Annotated in this window: 1 protein-coding gene; it reads right to left on the bottom strand. The window is 48.8% G+C overall.

Going from position 1 to position 291, the window contains the following annotated elements; genetic code table 11:
- A partial coding sequence (locus NE473_RS31950; protein ID WP_256265715.1) for an HD-GYP domain-containing protein occupies positions 1-291 on the bottom strand: 291 nt, incomplete at both ends.

Raw genomic sequence — 291 nt, 5'->3', positions numbered from 1 at the left:
GTGCATTTTTCAGGATCTGTGCACCTATGGCCGCATGGGTCTTCATGATCTCAAACTCCTCCGGAGTCAGGCGGCCGGGTTTATTAAGAATTTCCTCCGGGATCGATATCTTTCCGATATTGTGCAGAGCCGATGCATTGACGATCAGAGCAATATCTGACAGTGACAGCTGAATCCGATCCGTCTTCTCTACCAGCTTTTTAAGAAGCATCTCCGTAATGACACGGATGTGCAGCACATGAAGCCCGCTCTCACCGTTACGGAACTCGACGATATTGCTCAGGATTTCAA

This window comes from Hungatella sp. SL.1.14, assembly GCF_024460495.1.
Taxonomy (GTDB): domain Bacteria; phylum Bacillota; class Clostridia; order Lachnospirales; family Lachnospiraceae; genus Hungatella; species Hungatella hathewayi.
This window is presented reverse-complemented; position numbering and strand designations above follow the sequence as displayed.